Origin of the sequence: Lysinibacillus sp. FSL P2-0066 (assembly GCF_037969495.1) — a bacterium.
Classification (GTDB): domain Bacteria; phylum Bacillota; class Bacilli; order Bacillales_A; family Planococcaceae; genus Lysinibacillus; species Lysinibacillus boronitolerans.
Window position 1 is genome coordinate 394,053 of the sequence record NZ_CP150202.1, and the last position, 16,329, is coordinate 410,381.

11 protein-coding genes are annotated in these 16,329 nt (G+C 38.1%); 9 read left to right on the top strand and 2 right to left on the bottom strand.

The features are described 5' to 3' along the window. Positions 1 to 62: 62 nt before the first annotated feature. The 4 genes from MKZ14_RS01930 to MKZ14_RS01945 all read left to right on the top strand — a co-directional run bounded on the left by MKZ14_RS01930 (position 63) and on the right by MKZ14_RS01945 (position 6,170). Entirely contained in the window at positions 63 to 1,541 is a 1,479-nt protein-coding gene (locus tag MKZ14_RS01930) for an aldehyde dehydrogenase family protein (RefSeq protein WP_036078085.1), read from the top strand. A 26-nt stretch (positions 1,542 to 1,567) separates the two neighbouring features. Next, positions 1,568 to 2,740 carry a saccharopine dehydrogenase C-terminal domain-containing protein gene (locus MKZ14_RS01935; protein WP_004229703.1) on the top strand — a complete coding sequence of 391 codons (1,173 nt, stop codon included), beginning with the start codon at positions 1,568 to 1,570 and terminating at the stop codon, positions 2,738 to 2,740. A gap of 9 nt (positions 2,741 to 2,749) precedes the next feature. Further along, positions 2,750 to 3,943, top strand: coding sequence for an acyl-CoA dehydrogenase family protein (locus MKZ14_RS01940; RefSeq protein ID WP_036078088.1), 1,194 nt, complete (start codon positions 2,750 to 2,752; stop codon positions 3,941 to 3,943). 130 nt (positions 3,944 to 4,073) lie between these two features. Further along, positions 4,074 to 6,170: a beta-propeller domain-containing protein gene (locus MKZ14_RS01945; protein WP_333005574.1), complete on the top strand. Its 2,097-nt coding sequence runs from the start codon at positions 4,074 to 4,076 to the stop codon at positions 6,168 to 6,170. A 350-nt stretch (positions 6,171 to 6,520) separates the two neighbouring features. On the opposite strand, the gene MKZ14_RS01950 is transcribed toward MKZ14_RS01945, so the two are convergent. Beyond that, positions 6,521 to 7,930: a polysaccharide deacetylase family protein gene (locus MKZ14_RS01950; protein ID WP_258859159.1), complete on the bottom strand. Its 1,410-nt coding sequence runs from the start codon at positions 7,928 to 7,930 to the stop codon at positions 6,521 to 6,523. A gap of 328 nt (positions 7,931 to 8,258) precedes the next feature. Between MKZ14_RS01950 and MKZ14_RS01955 the strand changes: the two genes are divergently transcribed. Then, entirely contained in the window at positions 8,259 to 9,011 is a 753-nt protein-coding gene (locus MKZ14_RS01955; RefSeq protein WP_016994658.1) for a threonine/serine exporter family protein, read from the top strand. Between the two features lie 21 nt (positions 9,012 to 9,032). Continuing rightward, a complete protein-coding gene (locus tag MKZ14_RS01960) occupies positions 9,033 to 9,500 on the top strand; it encodes a threonine/serine exporter family protein (protein ID WP_175400783.1) in 468 nt (155 codons plus the stop codon). A gap of 45 nt (positions 9,501 to 9,545) precedes the next feature. Here MKZ14_RS01960 and MKZ14_RS01965 read toward each other — a convergent pair whose 3' ends face one another. Beyond that, positions 9,546 to 11,573, bottom strand: a complete 2,028-nt coding sequence (locus MKZ14_RS01965; RefSeq protein WP_258859158.1) for an EAL domain-containing protein — start codon at positions 11,571 to 11,573, stop codon at positions 9,546 to 9,548. A gap of 186 nt (positions 11,574 to 11,759) precedes the next feature. Here MKZ14_RS01965 and MKZ14_RS01970 point away from each other — a divergent pair, with 186 nt between their 5' ends. The 3 genes from MKZ14_RS01970 to MKZ14_RS01980 all read left to right on the top strand — a co-directional run bounded on the left by MKZ14_RS01970 (position 11,760) and on the right by MKZ14_RS01980 (position 16,273). Continuing rightward, positions 11,760 to 12,653: an EamA family transporter gene (locus tag MKZ14_RS01970; protein ID WP_333005570.1), complete on the top strand. Its 894-nt coding sequence runs from the start codon at positions 11,760 to 11,762 to the stop codon at positions 12,651 to 12,653. Between the two features lie 66 nt (positions 12,654 to 12,719). After that, positions 12,720 to 14,441: an ABC transporter ATP-binding protein gene (locus tag MKZ14_RS01975; protein ID WP_333005569.1), complete on the top strand. Its 1,722-nt coding sequence runs from the start codon at positions 12,720 to 12,722 to the stop codon at positions 14,439 to 14,441. After that, complete coding sequence (locus tag MKZ14_RS01980) at positions 14,441 to 16,273, top strand: ABC transporter ATP-binding protein (RefSeq protein WP_333005567.1); 1,833 nt, start codon at positions 14,441 to 14,443, stop codon at positions 16,271 to 16,273. Before MKZ14_RS01975 ends, MKZ14_RS01980 begins: the two co-directional genes overlap by 1 nt. Positions 16,274 to 16,329 lie beyond the last annotated feature (56 nt).

The window sequence follows — 16,329 nt, forward strand, 5'->3', positions numbered from 1 at the left end:
CCTATGGAATACGACTGGTACAACAGCTGAGGCATCATAGAGTATTTCAGGGGGTGTATGTAGTGGAGATTAAAAACTATATCGGTGGTAAATGGATCACACATTCACATTTACAAAGTATAGCAGTGACGAACCCTGCAAACGGTGAGCAGCTTGCTACCATTCCACGCTCTACTTCGAATGAGGTAGGCGAGGCTGTAGCTGCTGCTAAACAAGCACAAAAGAGCTGGGCACTTATACCAGCACCAAAACGTGCAGATTATTTATATGCCATCGGTCAAAAAATGAAAGAAAAAAAAGAACATTTGGCGACCGTTTTAACAAAAGAGATGGGCAAGGTCATTGAAGAGGCTAGAGGAGAAGTCCAAGAAGGAATTGATATGGCATACTATATGGCTGGTGAAGGACGTAGATTGTTTGGTGAAACAACACCGTCTGAGCTTGCCAATAAATTTGCTATGAGTGTAAGGGCACCTATAGGCGTAGTAGCACTCATTACACCTTGGAATTTTCCTGTTGCTATCGCCACGTGGAAGTCATTTCCTGCCATTGTTGCAGGGAATACATTCATTTGGAAACCGTCTAATGAGACTCCAATGATGGCCTATGAAATGGGTAAAATTTTTGAGGAAGTAGGCTTACCTGATGGTGTTGCTAATATCGTATTTGGTACAGGACCTACAGTAGGTACAGCATTAATTGAACATCCTGACGTCAAAGTTATTTCATTTACAGGTTCTACAACAACTGGCAGTAAAGTAGCTGAACTTGGCGGGAAACATTTGAAAAAGGTTTCTTTAGAGATGGGTGGAAAAAATGCTGTTATTGTCATGAATGATGCTGATTTACAGCTAGCTACAGAGGGGATTTTATGGAGCGCATTTGGTACTGCTGGGCAAAGGTGTACAGCATGTAGTCGAGTCATTGTGCATAAAGATGTAAAAGAACAATTAGAAAAACGTCTCTTAGATGAAATGCAAAAGCTCACAATTGGGGATGGTCTAGATGAGGGAGTTAAAATCGGGCCAGTGATTAATAAAGCAGCATTGGAAAAAATTAATCACTATGTACAAATAGGTAAACAAGAGGGTGCTACATTATTAGCAGGTGGCAGGATATTAAATGAACCACCTTATGATAAGGGGTTCTATTATGAGCCAACATTGTTTACGAATGTGAAGCCTGACATGATTATTGCCCAAGAAGAAATCTTTGGTCCAGTCGTATCTCTAATTGAAGTGGCAAGTTTGGAAGAAGCAATTGAAGTAAATAATGGTGTGAAATTTGGCTTATCTAGCTCAATATTCTCACAAGATGTCAATACAATTTTCCGCGCACAACGTGATTTAGACACAGGTATTGTTTATGTAAATGCCGGCACAACAGGTGCTGAAATCCATTTGCCATTTGGAGGTACTAAAGGGACAGGAAATGGTCACCGCGATTCAGGTGTAGCAGCCCTAGATGTATACACAGAGTGGAAAAGTATTTATGTAGACTACAGCGGTAAATTACAAAGAGCACAAATCGATACAGAGTAACAGATCAACGAAAGGGGATGTTCTTGATGAAAGTTGTTGTATTAGGTGCAGGTTTAATGGGGAAAGAGGTAGCTCGTGATTTAATAAAAAACGATAAAGTGGAGCGTGTATATTTAGGTGATATCGATGTAAAAGTTGCACAGGACTTTGTAGATACGCTAGATACGAATAAGGTAGAAGTGGTAGAACTACATGCAGAACGTGACGATTCATTAATGAACGTTATTTCGAAGGGGGATGTTGCCGTCAATGCATTGTTTTATTCGTTCAATGAGCGAGTAGCAAGAGCAGCTATTGAGGCAGGTGTCCATTCCGTCGATTTAGGTGGTCATATCGGTGGCGTTACAGAGAAGATACTAGATTTACATGAGGAAGCAAAGGCAAAGGGTGTTACAATTATCCCTGATTTAGGTGTTGCTCCCGGCATGGTCAATATTCTAGCGGGCTATGGTGCTTCAAAATTAGACGAAGTAGAATCTATTAAACTATTTGTTGGTGGTATTCCAACTGAACCAAAGCCTCCGCTTCATTATACACGCGTATTTTCTTTAGATGGCGTATTCGATCATTATACTGAGCCTTCAAAAACGATTCAGAAGGGTAAGCTTGAAGAAGTTCCATCCCTATCAGGCGTTGAACCTATTTATTTTGATGATTTTGGTGTGCTTGAGGCATTTTATACATCTGGTGGTATCTCCACATTGTATAAGACATTCCCGAATGTCCGCACATTAGAATATAAAACCATCCGTTATAAAGGCCATGCTGAGAAATTTAAACTTTTAGCTGATTTAGGTTTCCTTGATTCTGCAAATAAGGTAGAAGTGGATAACCAAGAAGTACCTGTTCGTGCAGTCGTACGAGAGGCACTCAAAAAGAAACTAGAATTAGGCACAAAACCTGATGCTGTATTGTTACGTGTTATTGTGGCTGGTGAAAAAGCCCAGCAGCAGGTGACATATGAATATGAAATGGTTGTACGTAAGGATATGACAATTAATGAAACAGCTATGGCGCGTGCTACCGCAAATACAATTTCAGTTGTAGCACAGATGATTGGTGCGGGTGCTATTACAGAGCATGGTGTATTCCCGCCTGAAGCAATCGTGCCAGGTGATACGTATATTGAAGAGATGGCAAAACGCGGCGTGGTGATTAAAGAGACATCACATAAATCTGCTATGATTGTGAAATGGTAGGTGCTGACCATGAACTTTGAAATGTCCACTGAGCAAGAAATGCTACGAAAAACAGTAAGGCAGTTTGTTGATGATGAAATCATTCCCTATATTGCAAAGTGGGATGCTGAAGGTGGCTTTGATGCTAAAATTTGGTCAAGACTAGCTGAGCTTGGCTTAATGGGGGTTTGTGTTCCTGAGCAATACGGAGGTAGTGGCATGGATTATAATTCACTTGCTATCGTATGTGAGGAGCTTGAACGAGGAGATACAGCATTTCGCACAGCTGTATCTGTCCATACAGGTTTAAATAGCATGACCTTAATGCAGTGGGGGACTGAAGAGCAAAAGCAGCGATACCTTGTTCCACAAGCTAAGGGTGTTCGGATTGGCGCTTTTGGTCTCACAGAGCCGGGCGCTGGATCTGATGTAGCTGCTATGTCAACAACTGCTGTTCTTGATGGAAATCATTATATCCTCAATGGGCAAAAAACGTGGATCTCCTTATGTGATATTGCAGATCACTTTATCGTATTTGCCTATACAGACAAATCGAAGAAACATCATGGGATTAGTGCGTTTATTGTAGAACGTTCCATGGCTGGCTTCACATCTAAAGCGATTAAAGGGAAATATGGTATCCGGGCTGGTAATACTGGTGAGCTCTTTTTTGAAGATTTACGCGTGCCAATCGAAAACCGACTTGGTGAAGAGGGCGAGGGCTTCAAAATTGCCATGTCTGCTTTAGATAATGGTCGATTTACAGTAGCAGCAGGTGCTGTTGGTTTAATCCAAGCTTGCATAGAGGCTAGTGTGAAATACTGTCATGAACGAGAGACGTTTGGTAAGCCTATAGGTGAGCATCAGCTTGTTGGACGAATGATTGCTAATATGGAAGCAGGCTATCAAATGAGTCGTCTCCTTGTCTATCGTGTTGGAGAATTGAAAAACAAGGGTGTTCGAAATACTCGAGAGACATCATTGGCAAAATGGCAGTCTTGTGATTTTGCCAATAAGGCTGCTGATGATGCGGTACAGATTCATGGAGCATATGGCTATTCAGACGAATATCCAGTTGCCCGTTATTTAAGAAACTCCAAAGCTCCAGTCATTTATGAAGGAACTCGAGAAATTCATACTATTATGCAGGCTGATTATGTATTGGGAAGACGACAAGATAAGCCATTAAAAAATATGTTGCCTAAATGGCCATTTGAAGAATAAACGAGAGGGAAACATTTCCCTCTCGCTTTTTGTAGTGGTTTAACTTACTTAGAAAATTTCAGAAAAATGTAACTTTCCTCCTTTTTACTAGTCTAATTGATAAACAAGTATATGAAAGAGAGGGAACATAATGAAAAGTAAATGGCTCGCAATTATGCTGATTATTGTTCTAGCTATCGTGCCTGGCATTTTTACATGGATAGTGAATACAGATGTGACGGCAAAGGCCGCTAGTGCAAGTATGGCAACACAAAACTGGCAAGCATCTTTTTCGGTTGCTTTAAAGAAAAACAAAATTACTGAAGAATATGTCTATATCACTACGGAAAAAGGACGCAAAGTACCTGCAACAATTGAATTGTTGGAAGATCAGAAAACGGTAGTGGTGAAAAAGTTAGCACCAGGTAGTTATCAGTTGCATGTGAAAAAGGAAGCCTTTGCACAAGGCGGACTGAATGTAGCTTCACAAACAATCCCATTTACAATTATCGAGACTTTAACAGCCGTCAAATCTGAGAAAGAGTTACAGCGGTATTTTAAAAAGTTGTTAACAACTCAAAGAGTAGAAATTAGAGAAGAAGAGAGCGCCCAAAATGCAACAAGTGAAGATAAGGCAACTGCTAATAATGAGTCTACTACCAATAATCAAGTAGAAGGGGTAGAAGAGGGAGACATTGTAGTTGTAAAAGATGGCTTTATTTACACTGCAAAAGATCAGAGCATTACTGTTGTGAATGCTAAAGATCCTAAGAATTTAAAGATGGCTACAAGTATTAAATTAAAAGAGTCCCAATACATTTCTAAGCTTGCGCTATATGACAATCTATTAATTGCCATCGGGGATCAATATATTGAAAAAGCAGGCACTGCTATGGTAACAGCCTCATTTTATGATATTTCAAATCCGAGCAATCCAACGCATGTACGTGATGTGGGGCAAGAGGGCTTCTTACAGGATATTCGAATAACAAAGGACACATTATATTTAATTGGTAATATGTATCCAAATTATTGGATGCTACAAGAAAATAATAAAACGGATTTAAAGCCTAAAACGTTTGATAGTATGGCAGGATCAGAATACAAAAGTCTACCTTTAGAAAAAATCTCGATTTTACCAAATACGATGGATGGTACCTATAGTTTAATTACAGCTGTCGATTTAAAAAATGGAGCTAAGACAACGGCCAATACCAAAGGGTACTTAGGCGGAAGCAGTGGTCTTTATATGTCAGAGAATGCTCTGTATTTAACGACACCAATGTATGAAAGTAATATTGATGTTTCATCAGAAAAGCGCATCATGGATATGATTTGGTTACCGAGGTCAGCTGACACTCAAATTTTCAAGTGGAAAGTAGATGGAACGACTTTGAACTTTGTTGGAAGTACTGAAGTAAAGGGAACTGTGCTAAATCAGTATTCAATGGATGAATATAAGGGGAACTTCCGAATCTTTACAACAGAAGGTAATACGTGGAATGAAAAAAGTACTTCTTATAACCATCTCTTTATTTTGGATGAACATTTAAAAACGCTTGGTTCAGTAAAAGATATGGCGCCTGGAGAAAAGATATATTCAGCTAGATTTATGGGAGAAAAAGCATATGTGGTGACATTTAAACAAGTGGATCCACTGTTTGTCATTGATGTAGCGAATCCGAAAAAGCCTGCTGTACTAGGTGAATTGAAGATTCCTGGCTTTAGTAATTACCTCCATCCATTAGATGATACGCATTTAATTGGTATTGGTTATGATACGGAGCAACGCTATGATTCGTATACGAAACGTAATTTTACTGTGACAACCAATATGAAGATGTCCCTATTTGATGTATCAGACTTCCGAAATCCGAAAGAGCAATCGACCGTAAAAATCGGTGGGAAAGGTTCTTCCTCTGAAGTGCAATACAATCCTAAAGCGCTATTCCGCAATAAGGAATTCAACTATTTTGGCTTCCCTGTAGTACTGTATGAGGCAGGTAAGGGAGATGAAGTTGTCTATCAAGGTCAAGGTGCTCAAATTTATGAGATTACTGCTGAGAAAGGGATTGTATTGAAAGGAAATATAATCAATCGAAAGAATGGTGAGTCATATGAAAATTGGGAGCAGGTTGTACAACGTGTTGTCTATATAGATAATACGCTGTATACAATAGCGCGTAACGAGATAAAAAGCTATCAGTTAAATGACTTCAAGCCTTTAGATACATTAACAATAAAATAATAAGAAAAACAAAACAGTCAATTGAAAGGTATCAAGTAGCCTACTCTTTATGAAGAGGTGTTGTCACCCATCACTTCTCCGCATTGAAAATAAGAGTTTACTCTAAGTATACAGAAAAAGGGCTATTTGATCGCTAAACTACTATGAAAAAGTAAGACCTATGCAGAATGGTTGATTGGAGAGGAGACAGCGTCACTCCTAGGGGATTGAGCGGCTCAGCGGACGCCCCCTAGAAAGGAAGCTGGATCAACCTCTCACCTTGCAAAGTTGCTTTTTCTGCCGTTGACATCATCTTTTTTCAACAAAAAGGAAAGTCCAATGAAATTCATTGGACTTTTCTTTGTTAATTACTATTGTCGATATGGCAGTATCTCGGATACAGTCACAAATTCATAACCCTGCTCTTGTAAATAGGCAAGAACAGCGTCAAGTCCGTCAGCAGTGGATTGATGAATATCATGCATTAAAACAATGGCATTATTGTGTAAATTATTTTTTACATGTGGTAAAAGCTGCTGTGCATTGCGGTGTTTCCAATCTAATGTATCAATCGTCCATAACACAACAGGAATAGGAATTTCAGCGTTAATTGTGTCATTAGTTGCGCCGTATGGCGGTCTAAAAACGGTGGCACCTTGATTGATTGCCTTCTCTATTTCAGTGGCAGTAGTGTTATACTCTTTCATCACTTGCTCTTGCGGAAGCTTTGTTAAGACAGGGTGGTTCCACGAATGGTTTCCAATTTCATGACCGCGTGCAAGAACATCTTTTACGATGTCAGGGTAATATTGTACACGACTACCGAGCATGAAGAAAGTAGCCTTTGCGTGATACTTATCGAGAATATTTAAAATTTGCTCTGTCACTTTTGGATGTGGACCATCATCAAACGTTAAAGCAATACGTTTTTTATTTGGATCACCGGTTGGTGGTGGATTGATTGGTTTTACATTTTCCATTGCGATTTGAAACTCGGAGGCTAACAATGGATTAATAAGTGAAAGGGGTAGCTTCACTATTGGGGTACCTGCTGCTCCACTAGCAATCTCATATTCATCGAAATAGATTTGTAATGAATCGTCAACAATAGCAAAGCGACTGAAGTTAGACCATTTTGGTTCCGTAGCTTTTAATAATTCATCGTTGAAAAGCTCATCCTTTAATTGGAGGTTTTTTTGCAAATCTTTTCGGACGTTTACAGCTAACGTAGATAGATTATTCTCATCATTTTGTAAGAGTGTTTGGATCGTAATTTGTTCGCCAGTTTCGTTGTTAATAAAGAATGTTTTTGTTGAGACTTCGTGATTGGCACCACCTAGATATAGCATTTTTGTTAACACAAAGGAATAGTAATGCTCTCGGTATGGAAAAGTTTCAAGACTAATATTTAATTCACCCATTGCTTCTTTATCTTTATTTTTTTTCATCGATGTTAGATAGTTTTCTTTTGAATCCGATATGTATTGTAATACGGCATCATTAAGAACCTCGTTATCTGTTTGTGGGTAATGAATAGCAAATGGTGTTCGTTTGTCATTTGAAACGTCTGTAACAATACGTATGCCAGGAAACGCAGAACTTTCAGTCGATAAATGACTATTTACCGATTCTGTCTCGGATTCTTTTGAAGCACTAATCTTTTGAAACTTAAATTCATCCTTTGAAAGGATAATAAAAAGTATAACGGTCGTTAAGGTCACAATAAGGCTAAGTAATAAGAAATCAATTATTGGACCGCGTCTTTTTCTGCGTTCCTGCATGGTTTTGGATACGCTCCCCTCTTTTTTATTTTCTATACAATCAGACGTGTCAGTCATTAAAAAAGTTATACAAATCTATAATCTTTTTATGTTATTTTATGGAAAATTATTAACATCACTTTTCTTCTATAATTAGTGAATGAATTGTAGTTGTACTTCTATATAAGAGGTTGTAAAATACCTACTAAAATAGAAAAAATGCTCAATATTAGTTGAAAATAAATTGAACGATAATAACCCATTGCTTATGAAAAAATTTTCAGTTGAGTTTTTATTGGCAGTTCGTTAATATTGGCAAGGAACCTTTTGAAGGAGGCAGATAGCTGCAATGGTCTTACAAGATGTGGATAATGAACTTACGATTGACTGTTTGTTGCTTGCGGGACGTATTATGATCGAAAGTGGTGCAGAAACATATCGCGTAGAGGATACGATGCTGCGCATGGCACATTCTCAAAATATGCCAAATGCTCAATGTTATGCCACACCAACTGGCATCATTTTTTCGTTAGGCAAGACACAGCCAACAAGAATTACATCAATTCCCAGCAGGGTTACAGATTTACAAAAAATAGCCTTGGTAAATTCAGTATCTCGTAGACTCACATCTCAAATCATAACACTAGAAGAAGCTTATGACGAGCTAAAGTCGATACAAAAAACAAATTATTTTTTACCAACTTATTTACAAGTTTTGGCTGCTGCACTTGCTAGTGGTTGTTTCCTTATTATGTTTAAGGGTGGATGGTCTGATTTTCCTATCGCCTTTTTAGCAGGTGGGCTAGGTTTCCTAGTACTTGTAATAATCAATCATTTAACAAGGGTAAAGTTTTTTTCTGAATTTACAGCATCACTCGTCCTCGGCTTTGTTGCCTTCTTTGCAGTAAAGTATGGTTATGGTACTGAACTTGATAAAATTATTATTAGTTCCGTCATGCCACTCGTACCAGGTATTTTGATTACAAATGCAGTTCGTGATTTAATGGCAGGTCATTTTATGTCAGGGATGGCAAAGGGAGCAGAGGCCTTTTTAACAGCCTTTGCTATTGGTGCAGCAATCGCCGTCACACTAGGATTTTAGGAGGCGGACAATATGCAGATGATGGACATTATTATACAATTAATAGTTAGTTTTTTTGCAACGGCTGGGATTGCCATTATTTTTAATGTTCCTAGAAAAACACTACTTCATTGCGGACTCGTTGGGGTAATTGGCTGGATTATATACTATGTTCTAACAGAGCAAGGTATGGATGTTGTCAAAGCTTCTTTCTTTGGCTCATTTGTCATTGCAATTGTTGCTCATTTATATGCCCGACGTTTTAAAATACCCATGATTATTTTCATTGTTGGTGGAATTATACCGTTAGTGCCAGGGGGCATGGCCTATAATGCAATGAGAAATGTGGTAGAAGATGATTACTTACAAGGCTTGCAATATGGCTTGAAGGCATTTTTAATTACAGGTGCCATTGTTATTGGACTAGTTTTTGCAGAAGTAATTATTCAACTCATCTTCCGCTCAGTGCGTTCAAGTAAAGTAAAATTACAAAAGGTTTATAAAAAATAGAAGGAGGCTGCGTGCACAATAAACGCAGCCTCCTTATTTATTTATTTATTGTTTTTTAGTCAGTACTAGTTCAATTTCTTCTGGTGTCACGGGTTTGCTAATATAATAGCCCTGAATGGCATCGCAGCCGTAAGTGATTAATAGATCTGCTTGTTCAGCTGTTTCTACACCTTCAGCAACAACTTTCAATTCCATGGATTTACCTAGCTGTACCATACCATGCATAAGCTTTTGGCTCTTTTCGGATTTCAAGAGTGAATTTGTAAAGGTTTGATCGATTTTTAAAGTACTTATTGGTAAAATTTGCATATATCTAAATGAACCGTAGCCAGTACCGAAATCATCTAATACAAAAGCGATACCTTCGTTTTCAAGCTTACGCATTTGCTGTGCGATAGAAGATGCAGCTTCAGCTTCTAAAGCAAATTTTTCAGTAATCTCTATTTGTAATAGATTTGCTGGACAACCTGTTTTTGTAATCATTTCAAGTATGGATTTTGCCATATTCTTATCACGGAATTCACGTACAGAAGAGTTAATAGATACTTTTAAATCATAGCCAGCCTTTTTCCAAAGTAAGGCTTGTTCACAAGCCTTTTCCAGCATGAAGGACCCAATATTGTTAATCAGACCTGTTTCTTCCGCGATAGGAATTAACTCATCAGGCGTTACAACACCTATTACCTCATCTTCCCAACGTACAAGTGCTTCAACAGCAGTAACTTTCCCGGAATACACATCAATTTGTGGCTGATAGAGTACCTTCAAGTTTTTTTGGTCAAGTGCTTGGAGTAAGCGCTTTTCAATTAATGCTTTACGATTTAAAGCTTTATGTGTTGCTGTTGATAATGAAACAATTTTGTCTCCACCAGCCTCACGTACTGTGGAAATAGTAGCAATGGATGCCTTCATAAGCTGAGAGAATGTTGATTGATCTTCAGGATATCTAGTTATGCCACCACTAATAGAAATTGGTACAGCAATATTGCCGCTATAAATCGGATGTTGTTGTAAGTAAGATAAGAAGCCTTGAATAAACCATTCACTTAAAGGCGTGATGACAACAAAATCATTTTCATTTATACGAGCCATCGTGCTATCTTGGAAATACATTTTTATACGATTTGTAAATTCAACAATTAGGCTTTGATCAATTTGTTGATCATGTAATTCTTTAAGTGTATAAAATTTATCAATACTTAGATAAACAAATGAAAAGTGTCTTTCATCGTCAATCATATTGGTAATTACTTTTTCAAGTCGATGTGCATTCATCAAACCAGTTTCTGTATCGATGTAAGCAATTTTTTCAAGTTGGTGTTGAATTGTTTTTGACTTTGTAACATCTTTTTCAATTAGGATAAACTGTTGTTCATTTGTTTCAAGATTAACGAGGGGAATAGCCGTTAGTAGTACCCAATAGGATTGCCCCGTTTTTGTAATTTTTTCAACTTCTCCCTGCCATGTATGACCGTTATTTAAATTACGCCAGATTGTATGTGTTATTTTTTCACTCGCTTCATTATCAGGGAACAGTTGCCAAAAGGTTTTGCCGATAACACGCTTTGGTGTCCATTGGCTTGTTTTTAAAAATTCATTATTACATTCTAAGATAAATCCATCGTGATCGAGTGTAACAGTCATGAAGGTCGCATCTAAACCTTGCTTAAGATTTACAAAGGTATTGCAATGAGAGATAGCTTGCGTCATTAATTCTGGTAGCATAAAAATCAATAGAATAAAACGTTCTCCCTCATTTGTAAAAGGTTTAGCAAGCAGAGCTGTTGTTATTTCTACATTTGAAGCTGTGTGTACTTGAATTTTTTCTAGATACGTACTGTCCTCTTTTTGTAAAATAGATTGAAGTGTTTCGACAGGAAGCTGACGCAGTAGATTTTCGTGTATAGATGGAGTAGTATTTCCTTTAATATCATTAGCTGATAAGCCAATCAGATGTTCAGCACTCTTTCCCCAAACCGTCGCTTGTCCATCTTGATTAATGATAATTGCAGGAAAAGGAAGTGAATTTAAATAATGTTCATCAATCGTAAATGATTTATGCATATGACTCATGATTATTCGATCTCCTTGGGTAATCAATATATACTAATATTATAGATAATAATCGGGAATTAGTCATTATGAATATATTTGTAAATATTTGATAGTGAAAAATAATAGGACTTTTCTAGTGAAGTTCAAGAAATGATTTGAAGAAAAGTAACAATTTTTAGTACGTATATAGGAAGCAGGATTGGTATGGAACGTTTAAAAGGAATAATATTTATCGTCTCAGGTGCTATGTTATGGGGAGCAACTGGCCCTTTAATGGAGTGGTTGCTAAATCATACACCTTTGACTGTATCCTTTATGTTAACAATCCGTTTATCGGTTGCAGGTATATTACTACTTACATATTTATTGTTAACAGGAAAAAATATTTTTGGAATATGGCAGCACAAGCTATGGGGGAGGCAACTCATCGTTTTTGGTATTGCAGGTATGCTGGGTGTACAATTTGCCTTTGTTGCTGCAATTAATGAAAGTAACGCTGTGTTGGCTACCTTGCTTCAGTTTTTAGCGCCAATATTTGTTGTCGCATATGTCTCTCTTAGTTTAAAGAAGTGGCCACCAAAATATCAAGTATTAGGTATTATTGGTACCCTTATAGGGTTATTTCTATTACTAACGAATGCATCATTTGATAGTTTGCTTATTAGTCCAAAAGCCTTGATGTGGGGTATAGCAGTAGGCTTAACATTTGCATTTTACACCTTGTATCCTGCACGCTTAATGAAGGAGTGGAGTGTGCTTTTAGTAGTTGGCTGGGGGATGCTGGTGGGTGGCTTCACTTTAGGCTTAGTAAGCCGTGTTTGGCAGTCCACTCAATGGGGTGTTCTAGTAGACTTAAAAATTTTAATGTTATTAGTTGCTTTAATATTTTTTGGAACAGTAGCTTTTATATTGTTTTTAAGTAGTATGAAATACATTTCGGCAGTTGAAACGAGCATTCTTTCCAGTATTGAACCATTAACAGCAATGGTTATTTCAGTTATTATTTTCGGTACCTCTTTAGGTTTCTGGCAATTAATAGGAGTATTCGTTATGCTTGTTTGTGTAACTTGGCTTTCAATAGCAGGAGAAAAAGCATAAATATACTATAGTGTTAATAGTTTTTGACTACCTGGAAATTTTATCTACCAACAAGGGGGAAAGAATATGAAAGAAGTTTTTTCCTATGTAAAGCCATATAAATGGACAGCTATTTTTGCTTTATGTTTAATGCTTTTAGAATTATTTGTGGAGCTAGTGCAGCCACTCATCATGGCCAAAATAATCGATGAAGGAGTAAGGGCTCAAAATCAAGGAATGGTTTTGCAATGGGGGGCTGTTTTACTTGCGCTATCTTTTGTTGCCTTTCTGGCGGGCATTATCAATTCTTATTTTTCTTCCCATACAGCTCAAAGCTTTTCGTATGATCTTCGAAATGCCATGTTTGATAGGATTCAATCCTTTACGCTAGCAACCTATCAAAAATTCTCCACAGCATCGCTTATTACGCGATTAACAAATGATGTCACACAAGTACAAACAGTGCTGTTTATGAGCTTACGTATTATGCTTCGAGCGCCACTTGCTGTTATAGGAAGTATTATTATGGCTTTTGTCGTAAATCCGAAATTGGCTTTATTTTTGGTTATCGGTGCACCGATCATTTTTATTTTTCTTATTTTTATGGTGGCAAAAGGTGTGACTTATTTTGGACGTGTACAAAAGAGGGTTGATCGTTTAAACAGGGTTTTACAGGAGAATTTACAGGCAATACGGTTAGTGAAGGCTTACTTAAGAGGAGCTTATGAGGCTACACGCTTTGATGAAGTTGCATCGCGGTTAAAAGTTGATACTGTGAAGGCTTTACGCATAATGGAATATATTATGCCGGTTCTTTTGTTAATTATGAATATGAGCCTGCTTGCAGTTTTATGGTTTGGTACAAAACAAATTGCGACAGGAACAACACCGCTTGGAGATATTGTGGCTATTGTGAATTATGCAATGCGTATGACAGGCTCATTTTCAATGTTCGCGTTTATTATTATCTTCTACGCACGTGCCAAGGCATCTGCAGAACGTATGGCAGAAATCCTTTCGATTGAAAATGAGGTTGAAGATACGTCCCTTATAGAAGAAGTAGGCCATGCAACACAATATGGAGAATTAACGTTTGACCATGTTAGTTTTACTTATCCAGGAGGAGATGTTCCTGTTTTGTCAGATGTGAGCTTTCAAGTTAAATCTGGTGAGAAGCTTGCGATTATGGGGGCTACTGGTGCGGGAAAATCAACATTATTACAGCTCATTCCTCGTTTCTATGAAGTAACGCAAGGCAGAATACTTGTCGAGGGCCAGGATGTTCAACATTGGGATTTACAAGAGTTACGGGAAATAATTGGCTATGTCCCTCAGCAGTCATTGTTATTTACAGGAAGTATTGCAGATAATGTGCGTTGGGGAGATACACAGGCCGAAATGGATGCTGTACTACAGGCTACAATGCAGGCACAAATACATGCATCTGTTGAAGATTTTCCAAATGGTTATGATACCAAGGTTGGGCAAAAAGGTGTTAATTTATCGGGAGGGCAAAAACAGAGATTATCCATAGCTAGAGCTCTTTTGAGAAAAGGACATATTTTAATGCTTGATGATAGCACTAGTGCCTTAGATGTTAAAACAGAACAGTCTTTGTGGGAGGCATTGAGTGAAGAAAAGGCGACGATGCTTGTTGTGACGCAAAAAATACGTACAGCAAAAGGTGCGGATCGCATTTTACTGATTGATGCTGGAAAAGTTGTTGCTTATGGCACACATGAAGAGCTTTTACAGACTTCCTCGCTTTATAAAAAAATAGCTATCTCACAACAGGAGGTGGAGGAATAATGGGATTTTTCCAGAAACCTTTTGGTTATGAACCGATTTTGACAAAAGATGATCTGAAACAGGCTGTGAAGAAAAAGAAGGGGCCACGTGCAGCTGATTGGAGAAGTACATTGCTGCGGTTATGGAAAATTGTCGATGAACAACGTGCACTTCTCATTGTGGTGCTTTTATTAGTGATGATTAGCTCCATATTAGCTTTACTTGGCCCTTATCTAATTGGTCAAATGATTGATCACTATGTTATGCATGGCGAGCTTTTAGGGTTAGGTAAGGGGATTGGCGTATTAATTGCTATTTATGTTTTATTAGCCGTTTCACTTTTCCTACAAAACTATTGGATGATTGGCATCGCCCAGCAAACGATCTATAGATTAAGAACAAGTGTATTCGCTCATTTTCAACGACTGCCAGTGGCATTCTTTGATCGTCGTCAGCATGGTGAATTGATGAGTAGAATGACGAATGATATTGAAGCGGTCAGCTCAACATTGAACAGTTCTTTTATCCAGGTATTTTCAAGTGTACTTACGCTTGGAGGGACCGTCATTATTATGCTCAGTTTAAGCCCATTGTTGACAGTTTTGACGATGATTATTATTCCACTGATGTTTTGGGCGATGCGATGGATTACACGTCGTACAGCACCACTGTTTAAAGAACAGCAGGTAGCTATTGGTGCCTTAAACGGAATGATAGAAGAAACAATTTCAGGACAGCGGATTGTGAAGGCATTTTCACAAGAGGAGCGAATGAAAGCGGAGTTTCGTGAAAAAAGTTTGCGCTTAAAAAGGACTGGTTTTTGGGCACAGACTTACTCAGGTTATATTCCTAAGGTTATGAACTTCTTAAATAATATGAGCTTTACCATTGTCGCAGGTGTAGGAGGAGTTCTCGCATTATATGGACATGTAACGATAGGAGTAATTGTGATATTCACTGAATATGCACGACAGTTTACACGTCCTTTAAATGACTTAGCAAACCAGTTTAATACGGTATTGTCAGCTATTGCTGGTGCAGAACGTGTATTTGCCTTGCTCGATGAACAACCAGAGGCAGAAAACGTGTCAGCACAAAAGCATCAGCTATTGGGACATGTAGCGTTTAAGCAGGTGTTCTTTAAATATGTACAAGAAGAAGAAGGGTACACACTAAAAAATGTAGACTTTAAAGTGGAACCTGGTCAAACGGTAGCCCTCGTTGGTGCAACTGGTGCTGGGAAAACGACAATCCTTCAACTTATTGCAAGATTTTATGAGGTCTCAAAGGGAGAGGTATTATTTGATGGTATAAATGTACAGCAAATTGATCGACAATCCCTTCGTTCACAGATGGCCTTTGTCTTACAGGATCCATTTTTGTTTGAGGCTTCTGTTCGCGAGAATATCCGATATGGTCGACTGGATGCGACTGATGCTGAGATTGAGGAAGCGGCCAAGCGGGCTAATGCACATGATTTCATTATGAAACTCAAGGATGGGTATGATACCATTCTTGCTGCGGATGGGCGCGAGATTTCACAGGGTCAAAAGCAATTACTATCTATAGCAAGGGCACTTATTGCTGATCCGAAAATTTTACTATTGGATGAAGCCACAAGCAGTATTGATACTGTGACAGAACTAGCGATACAAGAGGCTCTTGATACGTTAATGCAAGGGCGCACCAGCTTTGTGATTGCACATCGTTTAAATACTGTGCATAATGCCGATATGGTCTTAGTTATGCATAAAGGGGAATTAGTTGAGGCTGGACCACAGCAAAAACTAATCGAATCAGGTGGTCTTTATGCACAAATGTTACATTCATCCTCACACCATCTTGAGGAATAGATGGGAAAAGAGCAATTTCATTTGAAATTGCTCTTTTTTATTGAATTAAAAATGTT

Excerpts from the sequence above, each read along its gene's own strand:
- MKZ14_RS01935 (WP_004229703.1), top strand. The coding sequence starts at position 1,568 with ATGAAAGTTGTTGTATTAGGTGCAGGTTTAATGGGGAAAGAGGTAGCT.
- MKZ14_RS01940 (WP_036078088.1), top strand. The coding sequence starts at position 2,750 with ATGAACTTTGAAATGTCCACTGAGCAAGAAATGCTACGAAAAACAGTA.
- MKZ14_RS01945 (WP_333005574.1), top strand. The coding sequence starts at position 4,074 with ATGAAAAGTAAATGGCTCGCAATTATGCTGATTATTGTTCTAGCTATC.
- MKZ14_RS01950 (WP_258859159.1), bottom strand. The coding sequence starts at position 7,930 with ATGCAGGAACGCAGAAAAAGACGCGGTCCAATAATTGATTTCTTATTA.
- MKZ14_RS01955 (WP_016994658.1), top strand. The coding sequence starts at position 8,259 with ATGGTCTTACAAGATGTGGATAATGAACTTACGATTGACTGTTTGTTG.
- MKZ14_RS01960 (WP_175400783.1), top strand. The coding sequence starts at position 9,033 with ATGGACATTATTATACAATTAATAGTTAGTTTTTTTGCAACGGCTGGG.
- MKZ14_RS01965 (WP_258859158.1), bottom strand. The coding sequence starts at position 11,573 with ATGAGTCATATGCATAAATCATTTACGATTGATGAACATTATTTAAAT.
- MKZ14_RS01970 (WP_333005570.1), top strand. The coding sequence starts at position 11,760 with ATGGAACGTTTAAAAGGAATAATATTTATCGTCTCAGGTGCTATGTTA.
- MKZ14_RS01975 (WP_333005569.1), top strand. The coding sequence starts at position 12,720 with ATGAAAGAAGTTTTTTCCTATGTAAAGCCATATAAATGGACAGCTATT.
- MKZ14_RS01980 (WP_333005567.1), top strand. The coding sequence starts at position 14,441 with ATGGGATTTTTCCAGAAACCTTTTGGTTATGAACCGATTTTGACAAAA.